Origin of the sequence: Marinobacterium halophilum, assembly GCF_003014615.1 — a bacterium.
Lineage (GTDB): Bacteria > Pseudomonadota > Gammaproteobacteria > Pseudomonadales > Balneatricaceae > Marinobacterium > Marinobacterium halophilum.
The window spans coordinates 23,704-45,091 of record NZ_PYGI01000018.1 but is presented as its reverse complement, the minus strand read 5'-3'; the positions used below and the strand labels follow the sequence as shown (position 1 = coordinate 45,091).

Sequence of the window (21,388 nt, the reverse complement as noted above, 5' to 3'; positions counted from 1 at the left end):
ATTAACCGAGTCTCATCGCTTCTATCAAGCAAAAAGCGGGCCATATGGCCCGCTTCGATCAACGTCACACTATACACGGCTCAGTAACTGATATCAGGTGCCACGCCATATTTCAGTCGTACATACATCAGAGCAACCGTGATCGCGTCGCCCAAGGCCGTATGGCGTTCAAGGATGGGGATATCCAATTTACCGGCAATGGTGTCAAAGCGCAGATCGACATCACCACCAATGTGCTTCCATTTGATGATGTCGTGGTAAACGTGTGACAGCTCTATCGCCTTGTTGGGCAACCCGAAGCCATACCGCGGCCGGATGAACTTGTCCAACATGCGAATATCGAAGTTGACGTAATACCCCAGTATCGGGCGGTTACCCACAAAGGCAAGTACCTGTTCCAGCGCGTCGTCCAGCTCTATACCATCAGCAAGATCACTGGCCCGAATCTTGTGGATCTTGATCGAGTCACCACTGAGACTTTTCGGCGGTTTTAACTTGATGTCCAACCGCTCACTGGTGATCACCTTGCGTCCCTTAACGCGTACGGCACCGATCGAAAGGATCTCCGCCTTTTTCACATCAAGACTGGTGGTTTCACAGTCCAGTGATACCACTTCGTCCCCATCATAGCGTTCGAACAAATGCGCCCAAGGACCTTCGCGGTGCTCGCGCTTCTCTTTCATACGCCGTATTGAGCGTGGGATGATCATCGTGGTTTAGCCTCCCAGGTGATAGCGCTGTGCCAAGTGCTTTTTGAATCCTTTCACCACATGCAGTGCATCACGCAGCAGGTCACGCTCCAGTTTGTTCAGCTGCTGCAGGTCAATCAGGTTAGGCGTCGGGTCGATACCGTCTTCTGCTTCCTCTGCACGCAGAATTTGCTGTCGTAGCCGTAGCTGAATACAAAGTGCCAGCGCCTCGGCCAGATCCTTGCCGTGCTGTTCCTCCATCACGCCCTGCTCCATCAGCAGTTCTATACGCTGAAACGTATTGGTCTTGAGAATACGATGCTCAAGCGCCAGCGTACGCACACCATGCACGATGGGGAAAATACCACCCTTCTTGATATCCAGTTGCCCACGATCCTTCAAATTGCCAAAAAAGGTCAACGGTGTGTCGAACTCCACCGCCGCACGGGCAAAATGGGAAAAGAAGACATCATTGTTACGCAGATGCCGCAGAAACCAGTTGCGTGCGACCTTGAACAACGCTTCATTGCCGGCCACCGGCTTGGCGTCGACCGCTATGGCCAACTGCATTTGCGCACTACCTTCACAGGTCGCCGCCCAGTCGCTCAAGCGCTGAGTCCAGTCACCAACAGAGTTCACCCAGGCCGGATTGGACACCATGATATTCCCGGGGCATGGCGGAAAGCCGAAAGAGATCAGCGTGTCACTGAAGTGCTGCATGGTCGCCTGCATGCCGGGCCAGGCCAGATTGTCACGAAAAATAAGCGCGTTGTCCTGATCGGTTTTCATGATCTGCTCAGCCCGTCCTTCGGAGCCCATCACGATCAGACACACATGCGGCTGCATGTCCGCAGGGATGATCAGGTCGAACAGTTTGGAGATGATGCGACCATTCATCGCGGCCAACAGGTCCATGGTGAAGCGGATTTTGACCCCGCTGGAGATCAACGCCTTGATCAGGTCGTTCAGTCCCTGCGCGGCTTCACGCAGCTGATCCACACTGGCTGCACGCTCAATACGCAGACCGATCACATGGGAGTGGCTGGAGAAATAGCTAAGCACGTCGGTCAACTCGACCACGCCAACCATCTCGTCCCCCGCCATCACTACCACGCGCTCAATCTGCTGCTGCGTCATCATCACCAGTGCGTTGAACAGGTAATCCTGATGGTCGATGGTTACCAGGCGGTAGCTGGCGATATCGGACACATCGGTTTCCAGCGGCAACTGCTTGAGTACCACCGCATCCAGCAGATCGGTCCCGGTCACCATCCCCAGCCGACCGCCCTTGCGCGCCAGCACACAGTCCGCCTTGTGGGTGCGCATCAGTTCGGTCGCATCACGGATGCTGGTGCCCTGCTCCACGATAAGGGGATCACGGACGGCTGCAGCGGTAATCTTGGCCAACATGAACTCGGCCATATCCTGATTGCTGCCATGCTGGGCAACGATCTCGCGCTTGACCGCCAGATTCTGCTGGAAGTAGTCGGCAAACTGGGCGTTGCTCGCGATCAGATCCAGCAATGTCCGTGTCGGCAGGATATGACAGATCGTTTCTTCTTCAGCGACAAAGTTATGGATCGCCTTACCCCGAAGGGCTGACCAGCCACCGAAATAATCTTCATTCTGGTACTGCACAAAGACCTGCTGTGGGGCTTCGACACCGGCTTCGATCGCTTCACTTTCGCTGACACAGCCTTTCAGAATGACGTACACGCCATCCGGCACTTCCCCCGCCGTGATGACCTTTTCGCCTTTCTGGAAGTAGCCGATATCCAGGTTGGCACGCAGCAGCGTCTGTTCGGCATCCGTCAATAAACTGAACGGGATGTTATCCATCTTGAATGAGTTAGGCATTCTGTCCCTCTGTTTTTCGGGTCCGGAATAAAACGGGGGCATACCTTCATGCCGGCATGCCCCCGCTCCCTGTCATGACTGATCGGCTTAGTGAACGTGGGCTTCCGCTGCGCCACGCGGGATACGGATATCCTCGATGATGGCCTGAATTTCCGCGGGTGGCGGCGGGGTTACGCTGGATACCAGCATAGCCACAACGAAGTTCAGAATCATGCCGACGGTGCCAAAGCCTTCCGGTGAAATACCGAACCACCACTGGTCTGCCGTCCCGCCCATGAACTTGAAGTAGACGATATAGGCAATAGTACTCGCCAGACCCACAACCATGCCGGATACGGCGCCCTGGGTATTCATGCGGGTGCTGAAGATGCCCATGATGATCACCGGGAACACCGACGAGGCTGCCAGGCCAAATGCCAGCGCCACCACCTGGGCGACAAAGCCCGGCGGATTGATACCGAAGTAACCGGCGATGAGGATGGCAACGATTGCAGCCATGCGTGCATAACGCAGTTCCTGCTTATCGCTAATGCTCGGATTGATGGTTCGTTTCATCAAGTCATGCGAGATCGAGGTCGAAATCACCAGCAACAGACCTGCCGCCGTCGACAGTGCCGCCGCCACAGCACCTGCCGCTACCAGCGCGATTACCCAGTCAGGCAGGTTGGCAATTTCAGGATTCGCCAGCACCATGATGTCGCGGTCTACATAGACCTCACTGGCATTGGCGGTCGCGTTCGATGTCAGGCGCTCGCCGCTGTCACCAACCCCTTCGACAAAGACCGGCTTGCCACCTTCAAAGGCATTGCCTGCCGAGTAGTACACCTTGCCGTCACCGTTCTTGTCGACCCAGGCAATAAGGCCGGACTCTTCCCAGTTTTTGAACCAGCTCGGCATCTGGGTGTACTCCACCCCGTTGCTGTCTGCGCCGTTGATGGTTTCGATCAGGTTGACACGACCGAAGCCTGCCACGGCCGGTACAGTGGTATAGAGAATAGCGATGAAGATCAGGGCCCAGCCCGCAGAAATACGCGCATCCTTGACCCGCGGCACAGTGAAGAAACGCACGATGACGTGCGGCAAGCCCGCGGTGCCACACATCAACGCTGCCGTCATGAAGAACATGTCGATGGTCGTCTTGTTGCCCTGCGTATACTGGTCAAAGCCCAATTCAACCGACAGTTCATTAAGTGTTGTCAGCACCGTTTTACCGCTGTCCAACGTCGCGCCCAGACCCGTTTGCGGCAGTATATGCCCCGTCACCTGCATCGACAGGAAAATGGCTGGCACCATGAAAGCCAGAATCAGCACGCAATACTGTGCGACCTGGGTATAGGTAATCCCTTTCATGCCCCCCAGTACAGCGTAGAAGAAAACAATAATCATGCCGACCACAACACCGGTGGTGATATCCACATGCAGGTAACGCGAAAATACGATGCCTACGCCGCGCATCTGGCCAGCAACATAAGTAAACGAGATCACGATGGTACAGATCACGGCAATCGTGCGTGCCGTGCTGGAGTAGTAACGGTCACCGACGAAATCAGGCACGGTGAACTTGCCAAACTTGCGCAGATAAGGTGCCAGCAGCATTGCCAGCAGTACATAGCCACCGGTCCAGCCCATCAGATAAGCGGCACCGTCACGGCCGATAAAGGACACAATACCGGCCAGGGAGATGAAAGAAGCTGCAGACATCCAGTCGGCCGCTGTGGCCATACCGTTGGCAACCGGTGGTACACCACCGCCAGCAATGTAGAACTCCTTGGTAGATCCGGCGCGAGCCCAGATCGCAATCGCGATATAGAGCGCAAAAGAGCCACCGATGAAAATATAGGTGAGCAGGTCAAGACTCATAACAAAGCCTTCCTTAACTTAGTTATTGTTATTCGTGTACGTCGTATTTTTCGTCCAGCCGGTTCATGCTGAAGACGTATGCCCAGATCAGGCCAATAAATACGTAGATGGCACCCTGTTGGGCAAACCAGAAGCCAAGCGGGAAGCCGAAGAATTGAATTTGATCCAGTTCATCGACGAAGAGGATGCCACATCCGTAGGAGGCAGCGAACCAGATGACCATGTAGGTCATGATGATTCTGAGGTTTTCGCGCCAGTAGGAACGGGCACTTTCATTTTGCGCAGACATTACACCATCCTGTTGTTGTTATTACTGGTGAAACCGCTGAGGTTTACCTGAATCTAACAAACACAGGGGGGTAAATATGCCCCGACTTTAGTCGGAGCATTACAGACTTCGGCTTAGCCCTGACAAAGCCGTTGGCGCAAGCGGTCTCCCGCTTCCAGCTTAACGACCGACGCAAGATCCGGCTGACCCTGCTCATCCAGCGTCAGCATGTTGCCACTTTCACAATCCAGCAACTGCTGATGCGGCTTTACTTGAGCCACATAATGCTTTTCAAAACGGTAAAGCACAAACTTGACTCCCTGTTTGCCGTTATTGAAACCTCGCTCGATACTGCGTTCGTCCAGCGCGGTGAACGCCACATCCATCGGGTAATAGTAGGTCCAGGGACGCCACACCATGGAGCCGGTTTCAGTGGACATGACCACAGTCCCTTCAGGCAACCGTTGCTTGATCAGATCCAGTGCCGTGTACTCCATGTAGATTTGACTGGCCAACATGCCGACACCGGCAAATGCCGGAATAATCCACTTTGGCAGTTTCTTTTTGCTCAACAGGCGCAACAACATCGCGACGCCTGCCGCTCCCAAACCCGCAAACACGACTGCAACCAGATTCCAGATCATATGTTTCCATTCCCGAAAAAAGTCGGGCTTCCAATTGGAAGCCCGAGGTAGTTCACCCTTGGTCAGGCCTCGCGGCCCGTCTCGGGTCTATTATGCTTAGTGGTCAACTGCGGCACCAGCACCTTTCGGGTAGCGTACGCTTTCAACCAGCTCCTGAATTTCAACCGGCGGCTCGTCAGTCATGTACGACACGGCGAAGGCCACGGCGAAGTTGATCATCGCACCAATCGCACCAAACGACAGCGGCGAGATGCCCAGGATCCAGTTATCAGGCGTATTCGCCAGCGTTGCGGTACCCGGAATGAAGAACCAGCCCAGGAAGGTGAAGATGTATACCAGCGTAGCCGTCAGACCCGCTACCATACCGGCAACTGCACCCTTGTTGTTCACACGCTTGGAGAAGATACCCATCATCAACGCCGGGAAGATGGAGGCACCTGCAATACCGAAGGCCAGTGCGACCGTCTGCGCGGCGAACCCGGGCGGATTCAAGCCCAGATAGGTTGCGACCAGAATCGCCACACCCATGGAGATACGGGCAGCCGTCAGTTCGCCTTTTTCACTGATGTTCGGATTGATCATGGTTTTGATCAAGTCATGGGAAATCGCCGAAGAGATCGCCAGCAACAGACCCGCTGCAGTAGACAGCGCAGCCGCAATACCACCCGCCGCAATCAGGCCGATAACCCAACCTGGCAGCTGTGCAATTTCAGGGTTAGCCAGTACCAGAATATCGTTGTTCACGACCAGTTCGTTACCGTTCCAGCCACGTGCCTCAGCGGTTGCAGCAAAAGCGTCAGCTTCAGCACTGCCAGCCTTGTCGTTGTACATCTGGATACGGCCGTCTGCGTTCTTGTCTTCATACTTGACCAGACCGGTTTCTTCCCAGGTTTTGACCCACTCGGGACGATCGGCATACAACAGTGCATCTTGCTCAACACCCGCCGGGTAGACGGTTTTGATCAGGTTCAGACGCGCCATGGAACCAACAGCCGGAGCCGTCAGGTACAGCAGTGCGATGAAGATCAGTGCCCAGCCGGCAGACCAGCGTGCATCAGCCACCTTGGGTACGGTGAAGAAGCGGATGATAACGTGCGGCAGGCCCGCAGTACCGATCATCAGCGACAGGGTGAACAGCAGCATGTTGAGTTTGTTATCGACATCAGCCGTGTAATCACGGAAGCCCAGGTCACGTACGACCAGATCCAGTTTTTCCAGCAACGGCACCGCATTGGCCGCGCCTTCAGCGGTGTAGTCACCAAACATGCCGAACATCGGCAACGGGTTGCCAGTCAGCTGCAGTGAAATGAATACCGCCGGAATTGTGTAGGCAACGATCAGCACGACGTACTGCGCGACCTGCGTATAGGTGATCCCCTTCATGCCGCCGAATACGGCGTAGAAGAATACGACACCGGCCGCAATCCAGATACCTGCGGTATTGCTCACTTCAAGGAAGCGGGCAAAGGCAACGCCGGCACCGGCCATCTGACCGATTACATAGGTCACGGACGCAACGATCAAACAGATAACGGCAACCAGACGGGCACCGCGGCTGTAGAATCGATCACCGATGAAGTCAGGCACTGTGAACTTGCCGAACTTGCGCAGGTAAGGTGCCAGCAGCATCGCCAGCAGTACATAACCACCGGTCCAGCCCATCAGGAAGGAAGAGTTGACATAACCGGCCGACAACAGGCCTGCCATGGAGATAAAGGACGCCGCTGACATCCAGTCGGCTGCCGTCGCCATACCGTTAGCGACCGGGTGGACACCGCCGCCAGCGACGTAGAACTCTTTGGTGGATCCGGCACGGGCCCAGATCGCAATACCAAAATAGAGTGCGAATGATGCACCCACGAAAATCAGGTTGATTGCAAATTGACTCATACTGGCTTACTCCTCCAAACCCATCTCTTTATCGAGCTTGTTCATTCTCCAGGCATAGAAGAAAATGATCACGATAAAGGTCAGAATGGCGCCCTGCTGAGCAAACCAGAAACCGAGGTCGGCACCGCCGACCGCTATACCCGAAAGCAGCGGGCGAAACAGGATGCCACAGCCGTAGGACACGAACGCCCACACAACCAGGCTTCCCATGATCAGACGAAGATTCGTCGACCAGTAGTGAGCAGCTTTGGATTTATCATCTGCCATGATGTTTCTCCGTTTTCTTGTTATTGGAGCCGAGAATATACCCTTCGATCTTGCATAAAGACGCGAGCCAATAAAAGCCCCGACTTTAGTAGAACGCCTATAATTCATTCGTACAAAAATTAAATTAATCCATATAAATCAAAGGATTATTTGAAAGCGCCAAAAACATGACTCTGAGCATGTAATACAATAGTCACGTATGAAAAACGGTATTAATGATCCGCCTCAACACAGCTTTGGCCGCAACAGCGGTTACAGCATCAGGCAATCACCGTTACACTCCGCTCAAGAACCCTGATACGAGAGATTCGCTATGCTGTCCGGCTGGTCCATCATCCTGATCTCCCTGGCCTATCTTGGCCTGCTGTTTGCCATCGCTTACTTCGGTGACAAAAGCAGCGCCGGCAAGCAGTGGGCCAGCAACCCGGTGGTCTATTCACTGTCACTGGCTGTCTATTGTTCCAGCTGGACCTTTTACGGCGCCGTCGGCAGGGCCGCATCGACGGGGTGGGAGTTTATGGCAACCTACCTCGGGCCGGTCATCGTATTTTTGCTGGCTATCCGGGTGATTGAAAAGATTTTTCTGGTCAGCAAACAGCAGAACATCACCACAATTTCCGACTTCATCTCGTCAAGGTATGGCAAGAGCCAGAGCCTTGCGGTGCTGGTAACCCTGCTCGCTGTCATGGGCACCATCCCCTATATCGCCCTGCAGTTGAAGGCCGTTGCCATCAGTTACAACGCGCTGGCCCCAGGGGTGACCGAAGCGATGAGCAAAGGCAGTGACACAGCCCTGTTCGTGGCGCTGATCATGGCCGTATTCGCCATTCTGTTCGGCACCCGCCATATCGACGCCACCGAGCACCACGAGGGGCTGGTGCTGGCCGTAGCCTTCGAATCCCTGATCAAGCTGACCGCCTTCGTCGCGGTCGGCCTGTTTGTGGTCTTCGGCATCTTTGAAGGCATTGATGATCTTGGTTTCCAGATCCAGGCGCAGCTGCGTTACAACGACAACTTCAGCTCGCCGCTCAACACCGGCTTCATGACCGAAATTGTGCTCGCCTGCGCGGCGGCCTTCTGCTTGCCCCGCCAGTTTCATGTCAGCATCGTCGAGAATACTCAGCGCCGCAATCTGTTTACCGCCCGCTGGCTGTTCCCCCTGTACCTGCTGCTGATGGCCCTGTTCGTGCTGCCGATTGCCACCGGCGGTCTGATTGTGTTCAACAACAGCGATGTCGACGCCGATACCTTTGTATTGATGCTGCCCCTGGCAGCCGGGTCGGAAAAACTGGCAACGCTGGCGTTTATCGGTGGCCTGTCAGCAGCCACCAGTATGGTGATCGTCGCCAGCATCACCCTGGCCACGATGGTCTGTAATGATATTGTGATGCCGCTGCTGCTCCGCATCTCCTGGCTGCGTCTGTCGCAATCCAAGGACCTGGGAGCCCTGTTGCTGCGGGTACGCCGCATTACCATCTTCTGCCTGCTGCTGATGGGCTATTTCTACTATCGGATACTGGGTGAACAGGGCCCTCTGGCCTCCTTTGGACTGCTCGCCTTTGTTGCCGCCATCCAGTTCATGCCCGCGATCATCGGCGGTATTTACTGGAAAGGTGGCACCCGCCATGGTGTGCTGGCAGGTCTGAGCGCCGGTTTTCTACTCTGGCTCTATACCTTGGTGCTGCCCACGCTCAACTCTGCACGCCTGATTCCCTACGAATGGCTGCCACAGCTGAGTGGCAGTGACGGCTGGCTCAGTCCCACCAGCCTGTTCGGCTTTACCGGTATGGACCCGCTCACCCATGGCGTCCTCTGGAGCCTGGGCGTCAATCTGCTGCTGTTTGTACTGGTCTCACGTTTCGCCACTCAGCGTCTGGTCGACCGCATTCAGGCCAGCGCCTTCGTAACAGTTTCGGCCAAGGGCATTGCCGACCCATCACGCCACTTCGGCCAAGTCACCGTGGGTGACCTGCAGATGCTCAGTGAGCGTTTTCTGGGCATGAGCCGTACCCGTCAGGCCTTCAGCAGCTTCGGCCAGAGCCAAGGTGACGGTCCGCCGATGGCCGCCGAAAAAGCCACTCCCGAATTGATTCAGCACACCGAACGTCTGCTTGCGGGTGCCATCGGCGCCTCATCAGCACGGATCGTCATGGATTCGACCCTGCGTGGCAAGGAGATGGAGATCGGCGACGTCGTGACCATCGTTGACGAAGCTTCCCAGGCGCTGCGTTTCAACCGTTCGCTGCTGCAGTCCACCATCGAGAACATCAGCCTCGGCATCAGCGTGGTTGACCAGCAGATGCGTGTAGTCGCCTGGAACCGACCCTATATCGACATGTTCAACTACCCGGACGGCCTGATCTGCATCGGCCGCCCGATCGAGGAAGTGTTCCGCTACAACGCCATCAAGGGCGAGTATGGCCTGGGTGATGTCGAATATCAGGTCAAGATGCGGCTGGAATCGATCCGCTCCGGTGTGCCACATTCCTATGAACGCTTCCGACCGGACGGTACGGTGCTGGAAGTACGCGGCAACCCGATGCCCAATGGCGGTTATGTCAACACCTACATGGACATCACGGACCACAAGCATATTGAGGAAGCCCTGCGCGAAAGCGAACAGAATATCCGTATCTACACCGATAACGTGCCGGTCCTGATCGGCTATCTGGACCCGGAAAAGCGCTTCCTGTTCATTAACAAGGCCTATGCCGATGCCTTCGGCCTCGACCGGCACAATATTGCCGGTGTTTCCGCGCTGGATGCCCTCCCGGAAGAGGAGTATTTGCACCGACGTCATTATATTGACGCAGTGCTGCGCGGCGAGCGCCAACGTTTTGAAACCCGGCTGCCAACCCATGACAACAGCGTACGCTTTGCGGAAGTGACCTACATTCCCCATATTGGCGAATACGGCGACGTACTCGGTTACTTCACCCTGTATCAGGACATCACCGAACGCCGCAAGGCGGAACAGGCACTGCAGGAAAATAACGAGAATCTGGAACAACGCGTACGCGAACGTACCCATGCGCTGTCCGTGGTGAACAAGGAACTGCGCAAGGAGAATACAATCCGGGCGTTGATGGAAGACGAACTGCGCCAGGCCAAGTCCGATGCGGAAGCGGCCAACTTCGGCAAGACCCGCTTTCTTGCGGCTGCCAGCCATGACCTGCTGCAGCCGCTGAATGCAGCCCGCCTGTTTACCTCGGCACTGGCACAGCAAAGCCATGGCGAAGATACACACCAGTTGGTCGAGAATCTGGATGGCTCGTTAAAGGCCGCCGAGGAACTGATCACAACCATTCTCGACATTTCCAAACTGGATGCCGGCGCACTCGAACCTAACCTGACCCATTTCTCACTGGAAAACCTGTTCCAGACACTCAGCACCGAATTCAGCGCGCTGGCACGGGAAAAAGGCCTTCGACTGGATACCGTGAGCTGCCGCCAAGTCGTCCATTCCGACCAGGCTCTGTTGCGCCGCATCATGCAGAATTTTCTTTCCAACGCCATGCGCTATACCGCTTCGGGGCGGGTGCTGATGGGCGCACGCCGCGTCGGCAAACACTTGCGCCTTGAGGTATGGGATACCGGTGTCGGCATCCCTGAAAACAAGCTGCGTGAAGTGTTCGAAGAGTTTAAGCGCATCGACAACCCCAAGCACAGTCAGGTCAAGGGGCTGGGTCTGGGACTGGCCATCACAGACCGTATTGCCCGCATGCTGGGCCACCAGATCCAAGTACGCTCATGGCTCGGCCAGGGCACCGTGTTCAGCATCACACTGCCACTGGGCGAAGCGGCACTGGCACAAAAGGCGCGCCCGGAAAAACGCGGCTGGATTCGCAGCAAGGGGTTGAACGGCATCAAGGTGCTGGTGATCGATAATGAACCGAAGATCCTCGAAGGCATGAGTGCCCTGCTCAACGGCTGGTCCTGTGAAGTGGTCACCGCGCTGTCCGGCGATGCCGCTCTGGAGGCCATACAGACTCGGCAATGGACGCCGGATATCGTACTGGCCGATTACCACCTGGGCGAAACCGAAACCGGCGTCATGGCCCTGCGCCAGCTGGCAGCGTTGGATGGCACCGATGCAGCAACCGGCTACTTTGCCCCGGCCATTGTGATCACGGCGGACCGGACCGACGAGGTACGGGACGAAATCAGGGAAGCAGGAGCCCAGCTGCTGACCAAACCGATCAAGCCGGCGGCTCTACGGGCGATGATCAACAAGATTATTGCGACGGTGCGGATGGAAAAGGACAAGGGGGGGTAACACGGCATATCGGGTGGGTGGGCGCCCGCGTGCGGGCAATCACCCGCCGGGTGCCGGTACTGATCAGCCTTCGGTCTTGGGGGGTTCAACGCCCAAGCGCTGGGCAGCAATCACCGCCTGAGTACGGCTGTGTACTCCGAGCTTACGCAGAATGGCGGTCACATGGGCCTTGATGGTCGCTTCTGACACGCTAAGCTCATAGGCGATCTGCTTGTTCAGCAAACCTTCGGTCAACATGGTCAACACGCGGAACTGCTGCGGGGTCAGGGAAACCAGCGCCGCGGCAAACTGTTGATCTTCTTCGCTGACGTCATCCATGTTGTCAGTCAGTTCCTGCGGCAGCCACTCTTCACCTTCAAGTACCGCCGTGATGGCTGCCGAGATGGTTTCCAGCGGAGACGACTTGGGAATGAAGCCCGACGCACCGTAATCGATCGCCCGTTTCATCACATGGGTCTCTTCACTGCCGGACACCACGATGACCGGCATGCCCGGGTGCTGGCCGCGCAGAAACACCAGACCCGAAAAGCCGTGTGTACCCGGCATATGAATATCCAACAGCACCAGGTCGGCATCACTATGCTGTACCACCGCTTCCTGAACCGCCGCGTGGCTGTCTGCTTCCACAATCTCAACACCGGGCACCGCCTGGGTCACCGCCTGGCGCAGTGCCGCGCGGAAAAGAGGGTGGTCATCCGCAATAATGATTTTCTGTGCCAATTGCATACATCATCTCCCTGGTGCTTTTGGACCCAAGCCGGTCCAGGCGGGTATCGAACAGTAATATTACCGGTGGGCAATAATAGCACCACTTCACCGACAAAGCCGCATCTGCCACGGCTTTGTCGCCAGATCACCCACAAAAAACGCCCCCGGCACTGCTGTCGGGGGCGTTCTTGTTACCTGCAGGTATTGGCTTGGGTTCAGCCTTTGCGGTTCATCCGGTGTTCGATCAGATCATCCACCACACTCGGGTCTGCAAGCGTCGAGGTATCACCCAAAGCGGCGAAGTCGTCCTCGGCGATTTTGCGCAGGATACGGCGCATGATCTTGCCCGAACGGGTTTTCGGCATGCCCGGTGCAAACTGGATCAGGTCAGGCGACGCGATCGGACCAATTTCGGTACGTACCCAGTTGCGCAGCTCTTTCATCAACTCGTCGGATTGTTCGTAACCGGTCTGCAGCGTCACATACACGTAGATACCCTGCCCCTTGAGGTCATGCGGGTAGCCAACCACAGCCGCTTCAGCAACTGCTGCGTGCGCAACCAGCGCAGATTCAACCTCGGCGGTACCCATGCGGTGGCCGGATACGTTGATCACATCATCGACGCGACCGGTAATCCAGTAGTAACCGTCTTCATCACGGCGGGCACCGTCACCTGTGGTATATACACCCTTGAAGCTGGTGAAGTAGGTTTGGGTGAAGCGCTCATGGTCACCCCAGATGGAACGGCTCTGACCCGGCCAAGAATCCTTGATCACCAGACTGCCTGCCGCTTCACCCTCCAGCTCGTTGCCTTCGCCATCCAACAGCGCCGGCTGTACGCCAAAGAACGGGCGGGCAGCAGAGCCAGGTTTGGTCGGAGTTGCGCCCGGCAGCGGTACAATCATGATGCCGCCAGTCTCGGTCTGCCACCAGGTATCAACGATGGGGCATTTGCCGTTACCGAAGATACGGTGGTACCAGGTCCAGGCTTCCGGGTTGATCGGCTCGCCAACAGACCCCAGCAGCTTGAGGCTGGACAGATCAGCATCACCCAGTACATCTTCACCCTGCTGCATCAACGCGCGGATAGCGGTCGGTGCGGTGTAGAACTGGTTAACCTTGTGCTTCTCGATCACACGACCAAAACGGCTGTTGTCCGGATAGTTCGGCACACCTTCAAACATCAGCGTGGTGGCACCGTTCGCCAGCGGACCGTACACGATATAGCTGTGGCCAGTGACCCAGCCCACGTCGGCTGTACACCAGTACACATCCCCTTCGTGATAGTCAAAGACGTACTCGTGGGTCATGGAGGCATAAACCATGTAGCCGCCGGTAGTGTGCTCAAGCCCCTTGGGCGCACCGGTTGAACCTGAGGTGTACAGAATGAACAACGGAGCTTCCGCATTCATCGGCTCGGCCGGGCACTCAGCCGACTGCCCAGCAACTGCCTCTTCATACCAGACATCGCGGCTGTCATTCCAGGCAACATCTTTTTCCACGCGCTTGACCACGAACACGGTTTCAATCAGGTTACCGGCTTCATGGTTGTCCAGCGCCTTGTCGACGTTCTCTTTCAGCGGCACAACCTTGCCACCACGCAGAGAATAGTTGGAGGTTACGACGACTTTAGATTTGGCCCCCTCGATACGGGCAGCCACCGCTTCCGGTGAGAAGCCGCCGAACACGATGGAGTGAACCGCACCAATGCGGGCACAGGCCAGCATGGCTACCGCAGCTTCCGGAATCATCGGCATGTACAGCGTGACCACGTCACCCTTCTCGACGCCCTTGGCCTTCAGCGCATTGGCAAAGCGGCATACGCGCGCGTGCAGGTCACGATAGGTTATTTTTTCGTCTTCGCTCGGGTTGTCGCCTTCCCAGATGATCGCTACCTGATCACCACGGGTTTCAAGATGACGGTCCAGACAGTTGTAGGCGGCGTTCAGCTCGCCGTCTTCATACCACTTGATATTGACGTTGTGCGGATCGAAAGAGGTGTTCTTGACCTTGGTGTACGGCTTGAACCATTCCAGACGCTTGCCCTGCTCACCCCAGAAAGCGTCAGGATCATTGATCGACTGCTCATACATTGCCAGGTAGGTATCGTTGTCAATGTGTGCCTTGGCAGCGAAAGCCGGATCAACCGGATAAATATTTTGTTCACTCATCGTGATGCCCTTAACTTGCGTGTTGTTGTTATACCTATTACGCCGCACTTGGTTATAGTTGCTGTTGTCGGCGTATGCGAGTTGGATAACACGGTTATACCGAAGCCCCTCTATCCCCCTGAATTAGACATTGGTCTACTCGGATCACAACAAAAGTCTTAAACTCCATCGAAAGCGAGTACTTACTCACCTGCAAGCATTGACTCCAGATCGATTCCCTCTTCACGCATGCGGGCGAGCTTATACCTTAGTGTCCTGGGGCTGATTCCGAGCTTTTCCGACGCCTCTTTGCGACTACCTGAAGTGGCTTTCAACGCCTCCACAATCAGCTGGTACTCGTGCTGTTTGAGATCATTGCCCAACAGCCCGTCCGCTGTCATCGCCACCGCATCCGCAGTTGCTGCGGCCACCGTCACGGCAGGTGCCACCGGTGACGATTGCAACGGGATCGCCTGACTCCCCAGATGCAGATCACTGGCCAGAATCCGCGGCCCGCCTTGTAGAATCAACGCCCGCTGAATCACGTTATCCAGTTCACGCACGTTTCCAGGCCAGACGTGCTGGCCCAGGCTGGCTACCGCGCCAGCATCCAGCGTCGCCGGAGCGCGTTTCATTTTGCGGCAATGGTGAGCCAGCAGCTGCTGCGCCAGCGGCTCAATATCTTCAACCCGTTCACGCAGCGGTTGCCACTGCAGCGGAAATACGTTCAAGCGGTAATACAGATCTTCACGGAAACGGCCTTCGGCAACGGTTTGCTCCAGCTGCCGGTTACTGGTTGCCAATACCCGTACATCCAGCGGAATCACCTTGCGGCCACCGATCCGCTCCACCTCCTGTTCCTGCAATACGCGCAACAGCTTAGCCTGCAGGCTCAGATCCATTTCACTGATCTCGTCCAGCAGCAGCGTACCGCCGTTGGCCTGCTCGAATTTGCCCGGCTGACTGCTCACCGCACCGGTAAATGCCCCTTTTTCATGGCCGAACAGTGTCGCTTCCAGCATGCTTTCGGGAATGGCGGCACAGTTGATGGCAATGAACGGCTGCTCTGCCCGCGTCGAATGGCTGTGGATATAACGCGCCAGCACTTCCTTGCCCGTACCGGACTCACCGGTAATCAGCACGGTGGAGTCGGTCGCGGCCACTCGTTGCGCCAGCTGCAACAGCTGTCGACTGCCAGGTGCCTGCGCGATCGGCTCGCCCACGGCATTCATCGCCAGGCCCTGGGCATGGTTGCGGATCAGTTCAATCAGCTGGTCAGGCTCGAACGGTTTCATCAGGTAATCCACTGCGCCATTACGGATCGCCTCAACGGCCTTGTTCACCTGGCCATAGGCGGTGATCAGCGCCACCGGCAAGGCCGGCATGGTGTCCTTCAAACGGGCCAGCAGTGCATGGCCATCCATGCCGGGCATATTGACGTCGGAAATCACCATGTCGACCCGGGCCTGCTGCAGAGTTTCCAGCGCCTCTTCGGCGCTGCCGGCTTCCAGATAACGGATCTCCGCCAGCGCAAGCGTATCGGCAATCGCCTCACGCAAGTCCACATCATCTTCAACGATCAGTACGGTCGCGCTCATGCATGTTCCTGTTCGGTTAAGGTAAGCAAAGGCAGCCGGAAACAGGCACGCGTGCCCTGTCCGGGTGTGGAGTCCAGCTCAAAGGTGCCGTGATGGGCCCGTGCCATCACTTGGGCAATGGCAAGCCCTAGCCCCGTGCCGTGTGATTTGGTGGTGTAAAATGGCTCCTGCGCCTGCCTCAGCGTCGCAGCATCCATGCCCGGGCCGCTGTCACTGACTGCAATCAGCAGGTGGTCATGATCACGGGCAATACGCAACTGCAGCTCACAGCCATCGCCACACGCCTGCAGCGCATTATTAATCAGGTTCAGTATCGCACCCAGCAGTGCTTCCAGGTTGCACTGAATCAAGGCATCGGGAGCATCATTCAGGCAGTCGCAATCGGCATCGTATTGAGTCAGCGGCTGGTCCAGCAGGTCTTCCAGACGCGCCATCAATGTGCGCCCGTCCACCCGGTCGGCCAATTTGGTCTCGCCACGGGCGAATATCAGCATATCGCGCACCTGCTGCTCCAGATGGGTCAGTCGCGCCTTTACCTTGCCGGCAAAGCGAATACGTTTGTCGTCATCCAGTTGTGCGGACATCAGGTGGCTGGCATACAGCAGCGCTGCCGACAGCGGTGTGCGCACCTGATGTGCCAGTGAGGCCATCATCCGTCCCATCTCGGACAGGCGCTGGTAGTGATGCAGCTGTTCCTGCAGGGTACGGGTGTGGGTCTGGTCGGTGATGAAAACCAGTTGTCCCGGTTCGCCATCCAGTGCCTGGGTCGACAAACTGACTCGTCGTCCGTTCTGCAGGGACACTTCGTGGCCATCATCGGGACGCGGCGCAAAGCACTGATTAATCACTTCAAGCCAGCTTTTACCGTCGAGCACGATGCCAAGCAGAGCCTCGGCCGCCGGATTATATTCGGTAATGCGCCCGGTCTGGCCGATCACCAGTACACCACCGGGCATGCGATCAATCAGCCTACGCAAGCGTGACAAGGCGCGACGCTCCTCGGTCAACTGCTCGACCTGCACGTCGAGTTCAGCCACCCGTTGCTTGAGTTGTTCAACTTCGGTCATTGACGCTCAATCCCGTATTTGCGCATTTTTTCCACCAGCGTGGTGCGGCGAATCTGTAGCAGCCGTGCGGCCCGCGATACCACCTGATCAGCAGTATCCAGTGCCTGACGAATCAACACCTGTTCCTGCTCTTCCAACCAGCCCTTGAGGTCAATCCCGTCTGCGGGCAGCTGCAACTGTCGGCCTGCGCCAGCGACCGTTATCGCAGCCGCTTCGCCCTCAGCAGGTATGGACGCATAACGTGCAGGATCCGGTTCTTCAATATGGCGGAACTTGGGCGGCAATTCCGAAACGCCGATGACCTTGCCCGGATGGATGATACTGAGCCGCTCAACCAGGTTAGCCAACTCACGCACATTTCCGGGCCAGGGGTGACGCTGCAGCGATGCCAGTGCCGTTGGATGAAACTGCAGCAGTGCTCCCTCTTCGAGCTGTTCATTCAGGGTATGGAGCAACAGCGGCAGATCTTCCAACCGGTCCCGTAGCGCCGGCATCTCGATCGGGAAGACATTCAGCCGGTAATACAGATCTTCACGGAACTGACCTTCCTCAATCATCCGCTCCAGATTCTTGTGGGTGGCTGCAACGATGCGCACATCCACTTCCAGCGTTTTACTCCCCCCCACCCGTTCAAACTGACGCTCTTGTAACACCCGCAACAACTTGACCTGCATCGGCAGCGGCATGTCACCGATCTCATCCAGAAAGAGGGTGCCACCATTGGCCAACTCGAAACGCCCTGGACGGCTGGAAATGGCACCGGTAAACGCCCCTTTTTCATGGCCGAACAGTTCACTTTCCAACAATTCAGAGGGAATGGCACCGCAGTTGACCGGTACGAACGGCCCGTCACGGCGATTGGAATGTTCATGCAGACAGCGCGCCACCACCTCCTTGCCGGTGCCGGACTCGCCGGTAATCAGGACACTGATATCCCGCGGTGCCACCTGCGTAATCAGCTGCCGGATTTCCCGGACCGGGCCACTCTGGCCAACAAAACCGGGCATTTCGGGCAACCACGCAGACGGGTCCAGCGGCTGGGTATTGAGCACACCACAGAGATGCAGCCAGTCCAGCAGCTGTGGATAGCGATAGGGCGCGTGCAACACACCGAGGATGGCGTGGCGTGAAAAGTCGCGGTGCGCAAGTTCGGACCACTCACAAACCAGCAGCTTGGGGCGCGTGCGCTCTGCGTCCAGCTCGGTTATCAGTTTGCTCAACGCAATCGGCAAGCTGCTTTCGCCAATCAGGACCAGGCCAATGGGGGCCAGATCGAATACTCTGCCCTGCTGAAGCCAGGTAACAAAATCAAAAACATGACAGTGTACGCCGATACATTCAAAGCAGGTCCGCAGTGTTGCCCGCCGTTCGGCATCATCATCAAGGATCAGCAGTTCGAAGCGGGCTGCCGGTATGTCCGTTCCATGCATGGGTTGAATCCAAGGGGTTGTCAGGATTCTGTCAAAGGTACCGGTTGCGGGGGGGATGTCAATGGATTGACGTCAATGGAATGGGCACATAAAAAAACCGAGCCCAAGCCCGGTTTTTTTATTCTGCCATGAACAACATAACCCTGCCGGGTCAGCTCGCCTTATAGGCTGTGGTCTGGTGTTCTTCAGCCGGGATCTGTGTCCAGCCTTCGGCGATGGTAGCAATCAGTCCACTGACTTCTTTCACTTTGGCCGCATCACTCTCGCGGTTGGCCTGCATCAGCGTACGTAGCATGTAGTCGTACAGGTTATCCAGGTTTTCTGCCACTTCGCCGCCCTGCTCGAAGTTCAGACTGCCTTTCAGAGTAACAACTATTTCGCACGCCTTGTTGATCTGTTGGGTACGCAGCTGGATATCCTTGCGCTCAATGGCACCCATTGACTTGGCAAGAGCCTCCAGTGCACCACGGAACAACATACTGATCAGTTGGTGCGGGCTTGCCGCCTCGACCGCAGTATTGAGATCAACACTCTTGTACTGGTTCAGGGCCTTGTTCATCATTCTACGACTACTCTTCTGTCAGAAAATTATTTTGGCGCGGTAAACGGCAAGCGGTCGATCAAGCCATCAAGCGAGCTGCCGGTCGCATTGAGGCTACCAATGATTTTTTCCATCGCCAGGAACTGGGCGCTGATCCGTGACTGGTACTTCTCCATGCGACGGTCCAGAGCTTCACGATCTTCACCCACCTTGTCCAGCTGATTAGTGATATTTTCCTCACGGTTGGCGATCGAGCCCCCCTGTGACATGAAGCGTTCAAGCAGGCTGGTCAACTCACCACCGACGCCCTTGGAAAAACCGATGGTGAATGCACCTTCAGCTGCAGCCCCTGGGCGGATCGTCAAATTCAGGCCATACGCATCCGAACCCAGCTTCGGCAACAGAACTTCACCGGCACCAAAGCCGGGCTCACCGTTGATGGTACCCGCCACATCCTGCCCTGTTGTTGCCGTCAGAGCTGAAGCAGCACCAAGACCAAGAGTATCCATATTGGCACTCTGATTGAGCAATGACACCTTGGAGTTGCTGCCGTATTCACGGGATGTGAAAGTAAACTGGCCAGTGGCCTGATCAAACCCCACATCTATTCCGGCATTTACCCCTTTGAGCTTTTCATCACCGTTAATCAGCGACTGTAAGTCATCGCGCATCTCTTCAGCGCTGTTATAGACACCATTCAGAGTAATGTCATTGGATTGGGTACCATTGACGTTAATCCTGAATGTATAACTGCCATCGGTGGTATCCAGCGGTGCATCAAACAAGGTCGACAGTATGCTGTCCCCTTCAAGCTTGCCCTTGGATGGGTCACGGGTGATTTCAACTTCGTATTCACCCGGAACGGTATTACTTAAACGGGTGCCGGTGCCAACATCGACAAAGCTGTTAGTCGATGACGTTTTCATGGCGAACAGATCGCCAACGGCCTCAAAGTTTTCATTAAAGGCGCGAGAAAACTCCTTGTCATTGATCGACAGTGAGCCATCACGCTCGGTACGGATACCCAGGTTGGTCAGGGCCGTGAAGCCGGACTCTACGCCTTCGACTTCAGAGCCAACCATCTCACGCAGACGGTTGATCATCGCCTTGGCGGTACCGTCACCGGAAAGATCGCCCCGCACGACCTGATTGTTTTCGTCGCGGCTATACCCCGTCAGGTTATTCGCCGTTTCCATGAAAACATTGTAAGCGTCGACAAAGTCACGTACCGCTTGCTGGGCAACGCCCTTGTCGGCATCGATCGAAAAGCTGACTGTCTCGCCGACACTGGCCTTATTCACGGTAAAACTGAAACCGTCGATAACATCGTCAATGGTATTGCTTTGCCGATTGACCGTCAGGCCGTTGAGCTTGAGTACCGCGTCGCTGGCCTGTTGGGTTTCCAGCGCCGCAGCATTACCCTGCTTGAATTCAAATGCCGACAACGACGGATCTGAAGCCGTCACTTGCATGGCATTATCAGCACCTGACGGTGAACTGATCATCAACTGGAACTGGCCATCCACTTTCATCACCGACGCCTGAACGTCAGAGCCACCCGCGTTGATCTTTTCTGCGATGTCTTCCAACGAGTCAGTGGCTTCAACCGTTATATTCAGCGCACCCTTATCGGCGTTGACACTGAACTGATCCGGATTGTCACTGCCATCATAACTCCAGGCACCAAACTGGATATTCAACTCCCCGCTGGCTCCCAACGGTGATTTGGAGTCGGAACTGTTGCCCATCACCAGCGTCTGAGCACTGGCTACACTCAGCACTTCAATCTGATAACTGCCGGCCTGGGCTCCCGGTGCCAAGGAATTCGGTGAAATAATGTCGGTTTCGGGAAAGGCAGCCGAACGCGCATTGAAAATATCGCTATTGGCCAGAGGCGACAACACACCTTGAAATTCGGATAGCGCACTCTTCAGGGTGCCATATGCCGAGATTTCAGCTTCCAGTTTTTCCTGGCTGCTATCCAGACGCTGCTCTTTAGGCGCACGTTCGAGTGCGGTCAGCTGGGATACCAGGCTGTTGGTATCAATCCCTGAACCACCGCCAAGAGATGAAATAATACTGGACATGAGGGCCTCCCCTAAACGTATTGAGACCGATGAAGTGTAACAGAGGACACTGCTGG

The 21,388-nt window shown here is 56.1% G+C and carries 15 protein-coding genes; 1 reads left to right on the top strand and 14 read right to left on the bottom strand.

Annotated elements, in window-relative coordinates:
• Positions 1 to 80: 80 nt before the first annotated feature.
• From CLV44_RS12795 to CLV44_RS12765, 7 genes are all read right to left on the bottom strand, one after another.
• Positions 81 to 710, bottom strand: coding sequence for a 3'-5' exonuclease (locus CLV44_RS12795; protein WP_106592511.1), 630 nt, complete (start codon positions 708 to 710; stop codon positions 81 to 83).
• Positions 711 to 716: 6 nt separating this feature from the next.
• Complete coding sequence (locus CLV44_RS12790; RefSeq protein WP_106592510.1) at positions 717 to 2,546, bottom strand: putative nucleotidyltransferase substrate binding domain-containing protein; 1,830 nt, start codon at positions 2,544 to 2,546, stop codon at positions 717 to 719.
• A gap of 87 nt (positions 2,547 to 2,633) precedes the next feature.
• The gene (locus CLV44_RS12785; RefSeq protein ID WP_106592509.1) at positions 2,634 to 4,406 is read right to left on the bottom strand and encodes a sodium:solute symporter family protein; all 1,773 of its coding nucleotides are present in this window, start codon (positions 4,404 to 4,406) and stop codon (positions 2,634 to 2,636) included.
• 28 nt (positions 4,407 to 4,434) lie between these two features.
• Positions 4,435 to 4,695, bottom strand: coding sequence for a DUF4212 domain-containing protein (locus tag CLV44_RS12780; protein ID WP_106592508.1), 261 nt, complete (start codon positions 4,693 to 4,695; stop codon positions 4,435 to 4,437).
• Positions 4,696 to 4,808: 113 nt separating this feature from the next.
• Positions 4,809 to 5,318 (bottom strand): hypothetical protein, encoded by a 510-nt coding sequence (locus CLV44_RS12775; protein ID WP_106592507.1) that lies wholly within the window; start codon positions 5,316 to 5,318, stop codon positions 4,809 to 4,811.
• 96 nt (positions 5,319 to 5,414) lie between these two features.
• A complete protein-coding gene (locus tag CLV44_RS12770) occupies positions 5,415 to 7,208 on the bottom strand; it encodes a sodium:solute symporter family protein (RefSeq protein WP_106592506.1) in 1,794 nt (597 codons plus the stop codon).
• 6 nt (positions 7,209 to 7,214) lie between these two features.
• Positions 7,215 to 7,475 carry a DUF4212 domain-containing protein gene (locus CLV44_RS12765; RefSeq protein ID WP_106592505.1) on the bottom strand — a complete coding sequence of 87 codons (261 nt, stop codon included), beginning with the start codon at positions 7,473 to 7,475 and terminating at the stop codon, positions 7,215 to 7,217.
• Between the two features lie 313 nt (positions 7,476 to 7,788).
• On the opposite strand from CLV44_RS12765, the gene CLV44_RS12760 reads away from it, so the two are divergent.
• Positions 7,789 to 11,751 carry a hybrid sensor histidine kinase/response regulator gene (locus CLV44_RS12760; protein ID WP_106592504.1) on the top strand — a complete coding sequence of 1,321 codons (3,963 nt, stop codon included), beginning with the start codon at positions 7,789 to 7,791 and terminating at the stop codon, positions 11,749 to 11,751.
• A 63-nt stretch (positions 11,752 to 11,814) separates the two neighbouring features.
• On the opposite strand, the gene CLV44_RS12755 is transcribed toward CLV44_RS12760, so the two are convergent.
• The 7 genes from CLV44_RS12755 to fliD form a co-directional block, all read right to left on the bottom strand.
• A complete protein-coding gene (locus CLV44_RS12755) occupies positions 11,815 to 12,477 on the bottom strand; it encodes a response regulator (RefSeq protein ID WP_106592503.1) in 663 nt (220 codons plus the stop codon).
• Between the two features lie 197 nt (positions 12,478 to 12,674).
• Complete coding sequence (gene acs, locus CLV44_RS12750) at positions 12,675 to 14,630, bottom strand: acetate--CoA ligase (RefSeq protein ID WP_106592502.1); 1,956 nt, start codon at positions 14,628 to 14,630, stop codon at positions 12,675 to 12,677.
• Positions 14,631 to 14,812: 182 nt separating this feature from the next.
• Positions 14,813 to 16,207, bottom strand: a complete 1,395-nt coding sequence (locus CLV44_RS12745) for a sigma-54-dependent transcriptional regulator (RefSeq protein WP_106592501.1) — start codon at positions 16,205 to 16,207, stop codon at positions 14,813 to 14,815.
• Positions 16,204 to 17,274, bottom strand: coding sequence for a sensor histidine kinase (locus tag CLV44_RS12740; RefSeq protein ID WP_106592500.1), 1,071 nt, complete (start codon positions 17,272 to 17,274; stop codon positions 16,204 to 16,206). Before CLV44_RS12740 ends, CLV44_RS12745 begins: the two co-directional genes overlap by 4 nt.
• Positions 17,271 to 18,704, bottom strand: coding sequence for a sigma-54 dependent transcriptional regulator (locus tag CLV44_RS12735; RefSeq protein ID WP_106592499.1), 1,434 nt, complete (start codon positions 18,702 to 18,704; stop codon positions 17,271 to 17,273). The genes CLV44_RS12740 and CLV44_RS12735 overlap by 4 nt, the downstream gene beginning before the upstream one ends.
• A 151-nt stretch (positions 18,705 to 18,855) precedes the next feature.
• Entirely contained in the window at positions 18,856 to 19,266 is a 411-nt protein-coding gene (fliS, locus tag CLV44_RS12730; protein WP_106592498.1) for a flagellar export chaperone FliS, read from the bottom strand.
• 26 nt (positions 19,267 to 19,292) lie between these two features.
• Positions 19,293 to 21,332, bottom strand: a complete 2,040-nt coding sequence (gene fliD / locus CLV44_RS12725; RefSeq protein WP_106592497.1) for a flagellar filament capping protein FliD — start codon at positions 21,330 to 21,332, stop codon at positions 19,293 to 19,295.
• Positions 21,333 to 21,388 lie beyond the last annotated feature (56 nt).